Genomic DNA, 4,818 nt, shown 5'->3' on the forward strand with positions numbered 1-4,818 from the left:
GCCCGTTCGGAACCGGCATGCGGGGCTGCATAGGCCGGCAGTTCGCACTACACGAATCGGTGCTGACGCTTGCAGAATTGGTGCGCGCCTTCGATTTCGAGCTGGAGGACGGGTACGAACTGAACGTGCAGGAGTCGCTCACGCTCAAACCGCAGAACATGCGGATGAAAGTCGCGCCGAGGTGACCGCCTCGAGTCCGGAATGGACGCTGATCGAAACTTTGGTCCCCGGCACGATAGGTGTGGTCGCCAAAGGGGGACACCCCAAGAGTCTGCATGAATCGCTGTCTCTGCAGCGACTCTCGCCCGACCCGAAGATCGCGGTCGAGCCGTTTCTCACCCGAGCGATCGGTGCCCGCGGCCCGTACGAAGAAACGATCGACATTCGCAACCGTGGTGGATCGACGACGTACCGGCTGCTCGCCAGGCCTGTAATGGGCCCGACCGGAGCCGTCCACGCTCTGCAGATGTGGATCGGCCCCGCAGACCGCGACCCCGGTCCGCCGAGAACAGCGTCGGGGGTGAGCTGGCTGCTCGACCGCGGCGTTATCGCCCAAACCCTCGAAGCATCGCTGATGTCGGGGGTGGAACCGGAAGCGCATGTTCCGGAGCGGACGCCCGCCGAGTACTACGCGAAATCGATTCGGTTCGACGACACCGCAGGCCTGTTCACGCTTTGCCTTGCACCCACGGAGGGTGGCGCCTGGGAAGGATCGTTCTCGGTCCTGCACGCCGACGGTCGCGTCATGCGGTGGCACTGTCACGCGCGTGCCTGCCTCGAACCGGGAGAGGTCGGCGTGCGCGTGCTCTGGCACGACGTCACCGACACCGTCGACCCGGACAAACCGATTCTCGACGTGCTGGCACGCCAAAGCGGAATGGATGCGCTTGGTATTTATCCCGCGCTTCTCGTTCCGCGGCGGGGGTATCTCGCGATGTGGCTCTGCGACACGCCAGCTCCGTGGGTGCAGTGGCGTGACGTCTCCTCCGGGAACGACGTCTTTCATCCCGACGACCGAGTCATCATTTCGGAAGCACACTCGCGGTTGCTCGACGGCGGGAACCACGAGGAGATCACTGTCCGCACCAGGGCGGCAACCGGGCCCGAGGTGTGGATCGCGACGCGCATGCGCATCTCGCTCTATCCAGGCGATCTGGGCGAACATCTCGCGGTCGTCGACATGTACCGGGACTAGCCGATCGACTCGAGCGATTCGAGCGTGCGCACCACTGCCCGAGCCGCTTCGGCGCCCTTCTTCGCGAGATGATTCGCAAAGAACTCGTTGTGGTCGGCATGCTCGTGAAAGTGGTGCGGCGTCAACACAACAGAGAAGACGGGAACGTCGGTATCCAGCTGCACGCGCATCAGACCGTCGATCACTGCCGTTTCGACGAACTCGTGTCGATAGATGCCGCCGTCGACTACGAGTGCTGCCGCGACGATTGCGGAGTACCTACCCGTCCTCGCCAACCGCTGGGCGTGGAGCGGGATTTCGAACGCGCCCGGCACCTCGAAGAGATCGACATCGCTGCCGAATTCCTGCACGAATCCTTCACGTGCGCGATCGACGAGATCTTTGTGCCAGGTGGCTTGAATGAAGGCTACGGTTCCAGGCATGTCGTCCGTCACTCCTGTAGATTCTAGTGGTCGAGTAGATCGAGAGTTTTCTCATCCGGCTTGCCGCCGAAGTACTTTTGGAGAATCTTGCCGAAGATCGGATCGGTCGGGGCTGCTTCGGCGAACAACGTAATCGACGAGTGCAATTTGAGATCATCGGGGTACCCGAAGATCTCGGCGACGCTCCGTCCATCCACCTTATCCACGAGCGCGGCGGCCTGGTGCAGACGCGGACCGAGGACTTCGTGCTCGACGTACAGCTGCGCCTCGGTCAGATCCGCGAGGGCGTAACGCTGCGCAGTGGCACTGAGACCGAGTCCGGCAAGTTGCGGGAAGACGAACCACATCCAGTGTGTGCGTTTGCGCCCCTCCTTCAGTTCGCTGCGCACCGCCGACCAGACCGGATCCTGTGCGTCGACGAATCGTTGCAAGTCGTAGTCGCTCATCCTGCTCGCACTCTCCTGGAATCGATAAGCCCGTGTCGAAGCCAGCCAAGTGCAGGCCACCGTGGAATCGGGCATGTTCGATCTTCAGGCATCGATCCATCACGACGTTCAGTCCTGCGTCCTCGGCGTCGCGTGCGACCTGCTCGTGCCACAGCCCGAGCTGAAGCCAGATCGTCGTGGCCTTGGCTTCGAGGGTTTCCTCGAGAACCACAGGAAGGTCGTCGTACTTGCGGAACACGTCGACCAGATCGGGGGCCTTCGGGAGGTCGGACAGCGTCGGATACACCGTGACGCCCTCGATCTCGCTGACTGTCGGATTGACCAGAAAGATCTCGTAGTGACTCGTCGACGACAGGTATCGATTGACGAAATAGCTTGCTCTGGAAGCACTCTTGGAGGCGCCGACGATCGCCACCGTCTTTGTCTCACGCAGGATCCGCTGACGCTGCTGGGCCGAAGGGCCCTCCCACGAACGTGCCGTCATGACCGCTCCTGTCCGGTCGCCGATGTCAACGCTTGGTCCAGATCCCACAGTAGGTCCTCGACGTCCTCCAGTCCGACACTGATTCGAACGAGTTCCGGTCCGATGCCCGCTCCGCGCAATTGTCCGTCGGTGAGCTGGCGATGCGTCGTGCTTCCAGGATGGATGACGAGTGTCCGCACGTCACCGATGTTGGCAACGTGGCTTGCGATCTGCACGCTCTCCACGAACTTCTGGGCGGCTTCACGACCGCCGAGTAGCCCGAATGCGAACACTGCACCGGGCCCCGACGGGAGGTACCGCTCAGCCCGATCGTGGTGCGGATGGCCGGGCAAACCTGCCCACTTCACGTAGTCGACGCGGGAGTCGGCATCGAGCCAGGTTGCAACTGCTGCGGCGTTCGCCACGTGTGCGTCCATCCGTTGAGGCAGTGTCTCCACACCCTGGATCAGCGTGAACGCGGACTGGGCAGACAGTGATCCACCGATGTCGCGAAGTTGCTCACTGCGAAGCTTCGTCAAGAAGCCGTATTCCCCGAAATTGCCCCACCACGACAGGCCACCATACGACGCGACGGGTTCGGTCATGTGCGGGAACTTCCCGCTGCCCCAGTCGAACCGACCGGACTCGACGACCAACCCTCGCTATCCGGCTGTACACGTTTCCGTATTTCTGCAGAGCGAAGAGATCTCCGGCATCGGCCGCGTTCTCGAATACGTAACCGGCCGTCGAATAGATCGGTACGGCGCGCGAACACGTCGACGGGTCGGGTCGAACACCTGCATGAATTGCGCGCGTACGCAGGCCGAAGGACCTCCCGCTCATCTGTCGGACCGTTTCGACAGAGGTGTGGAGTACTCGGCCGGCTCGGCATCGACGGCATCGCTGGTAGCCGTCGTCACCGAACCCAGATGTGACAGAGTTGTGGACATAGCTGTCCCCTTCGTAAGCGCTTGTGAACCGGACCGATTGGTTGGATCAGAACCGGCAACAACCGGAAGTGCACACGAGGGCGAAATCGACAGTGCGACGCCGGACAAGCACTACGGCTGTCACATGAGTCGCGGTCACGAGTGCGACAGTAGCAGCAGCATCATCGGAAGGCCTTCGCGTCCACCGGCATCGCCAATGTGGTGAGGTCCCCGTTGTCGGCGGACCTCACCACGACCGGCATGTCCGTGCCGCTGATATCGATCATCACGTCCGGCCCCAGCGCCGACGCTACTGCCGGATACAAAGTGGTCACCTCGAAGGCCAGGTCGACCGGCGCTCCCGTGATCGTCGCCTCGATGTCCGAATGCACGGTCGAACCCGGTGCCGAGACCCGTACGCGGTCCTCCCCCACCGCGACAGTCAGATACTTGTTCTCCTGGTTTTCGATCGACTTCTGCAGTGCAGTCTTGGACAGCACGACGCGGGTCGACACCGCCGGCAGCGAGTTCAGCATGGACCGATAGTCCGGAAACTCCTCCTGAAGCGTTCTGCAGTGTCTGTCGGCAGGTTGGAAGTCGACACCGGACGGTCCGATGCTCAGGTTCACCCGATGCTGTTGCCGAACCGCGGTAAGGGCGGACCGGAGATCGTCGCCGTCGATGAGCGCAGACCAGGTCGACGAAAACTCCTGTGCCACTTGCATCGTACGGGTCGACAGCCTGAAACGATCGGTGGCAGTGAGAGTCAGAATGTCGTCCTGCGCCTCCAGGTACACCCCGGCCAGCACTGGATGGTCCGGGTCGTGCGCTGTTGCAGTGAGGATCTGCTCGACGGCGTTGGCGAAGACCGGTCCGTTCAGGGTCATCATGGTTGTCCCTTTCTCGATGTGGAGTGCTGCACGTATGTGGGCTGCTGCCTGTCGAGCTCGGTGCGCGTCGTCGACCAGAGTGTTGACGTGCTCATCGATGTGCGTGGTGTCGCCGGCGAGGACGCGCGATACCTTGTCCAGCGGCATATCGATCTCTCGAAGACGCCTGATGGTCACTGCCTGCTCGACCTGTTCGGGTGCGTAGTAGCGATAGCCGGTCGACTCGTCCACCCATGCCGGCGGCAGCAGCGACGAATCTGCGTAGAAGCGCAGCGAGCCAGGTGTCAATCCCGTTGCGCGAGCGAAGGCTCCGATGGTCATCAGTTCTGATGTGGTCACTCGTTCATCCTCGGGTCTCGGGTAGCCCGAAGGTCAAGTACGCGGTCATAGTTCGGGTGGGCTGAAGTAGTTGTTGCCGTGTGGGTCGGTGGTGCGGATGACGTCGTCGGGGAGTCGTTCGGTGGTCCAGTGTT

General features: G+C 62.2%; 7 protein-coding genes and 1 pseudogene. 2 read left to right on the forward strand and 6 right to left on the reverse strand.

The window, feature by feature from the left end:
* On the forward strand, positions 1 to 185 hold a 185-nt coding region (locus A2J03_RS03725), incomplete at its 5' end, for a cytochrome P450 (RefSeq protein ID WP_156520185.1).
* Complete coding sequence (locus A2J03_RS03730) at positions 182 to 1,195, forward strand: GAF domain-containing protein (RefSeq protein WP_068369855.1); 1,014 nt, start codon at positions 182 to 184, stop codon at positions 1,193 to 1,195. The genes A2J03_RS03725 and A2J03_RS03730, both read left to right, overlap by 4 nt.
* On the opposite strand, the gene A2J03_RS03735 is transcribed toward A2J03_RS03730, so the two are convergent.
* From A2J03_RS03735 to A2J03_RS03750, 6 genes and pseudogenes are all read right to left on the reverse strand, one after another.
* Positions 1,192 to 1,617 carry a 6,7-dimethyl-8-ribityllumazine synthase gene (locus A2J03_RS03735; RefSeq protein ID WP_068369862.1) on the reverse strand — a complete coding sequence of 142 codons (426 nt, stop codon included), beginning with the start codon at positions 1,615 to 1,617 and terminating at the stop codon, positions 1,192 to 1,194. The genes A2J03_RS03730 and A2J03_RS03735 overlap by 4 nt on opposite strands.
* 23 nt (positions 1,618 to 1,640) lie before the next feature.
* On the reverse strand, positions 1,641 to 2,063 hold the full coding sequence (locus A2J03_RS31460; protein ID WP_068369857.1) for a DUF1810 domain-containing protein: 423 nt from the start codon (positions 2,061 to 2,063) through the stop codon (positions 1,641 to 1,643).
* Between the two features lie 58 nt (positions 2,064 to 2,121).
* Positions 2,122 to 2,547 (reverse strand): annotated as a pseudogene (locus A2J03_RS31465) (CoA-binding protein); the annotation flags it as partial.
* Complete coding sequence (locus A2J03_RS03745; protein WP_231912349.1) at positions 2,544 to 3,131, reverse strand: PLP-dependent transferase; 588 nt, start codon at positions 3,129 to 3,131, stop codon at positions 2,544 to 2,546. The gene A2J03_RS03745 and the pseudogene A2J03_RS31465, both read right to left, overlap by 4 nt.
* On the reverse strand, positions 3,046 to 3,369 hold the full coding sequence (locus A2J03_RS31470) for a PLP-dependent transferase (RefSeq protein WP_231912350.1): 324 nt from the start codon (positions 3,367 to 3,369) through the stop codon (positions 3,046 to 3,048). The genes A2J03_RS03745 and A2J03_RS31470 overlap by 86 nt, the downstream gene beginning before the upstream one ends.
* Before the next feature lie 268 nt (positions 3,370 to 3,637).
* On the reverse strand, positions 3,638 to 4,684 hold the full coding sequence (locus A2J03_RS03750) for a DNA polymerase III subunit beta family protein (protein ID WP_068369861.1): 1,047 nt from the start codon (positions 4,682 to 4,684) through the stop codon (positions 3,638 to 3,640).
* Positions 4,685 to 4,818: the final 134 nt, after the last annotated feature.

This window comes from Rhodococcus sp. EPR-157 (assembly GCF_001647195.1).
Taxonomy (GTDB): Bacteria; Actinomycetota; Actinomycetes; order Mycobacteriales; family Mycobacteriaceae; genus Rhodococcoides.

What these genes read in the sequence shown, in the direction of transcription:
- A2J03_RS03735 (WP_068369862.1), bottom strand. Translation starts at nt 1,617, where the DNA reads ATGCCTGGAACCGTAGCCTTCATTCAAGCCACCTGGCACAAAGATCTC.
- A2J03_RS31460 (WP_068369857.1), bottom strand. Translation starts at nt 2,063, where the DNA reads ATGAGCGACTACGACTTGCAACGATTCGTCGACGCACAGGATCCGGTC.
- A2J03_RS03745 (WP_231912349.1), bottom strand. Translation starts at nt 3,131, where the DNA reads ATGACCGAACCCGTCGCGTCGTATGGTGGCCTGTCGTGGTGGGGCAAT.
- A2J03_RS31470 (WP_231912350.1), bottom strand. Translation starts at nt 3,369, where the DNA reads ATGAGCGGGAGGTCCTTCGGCCTGCGTACGCGCGCAATTCATGCAGGT.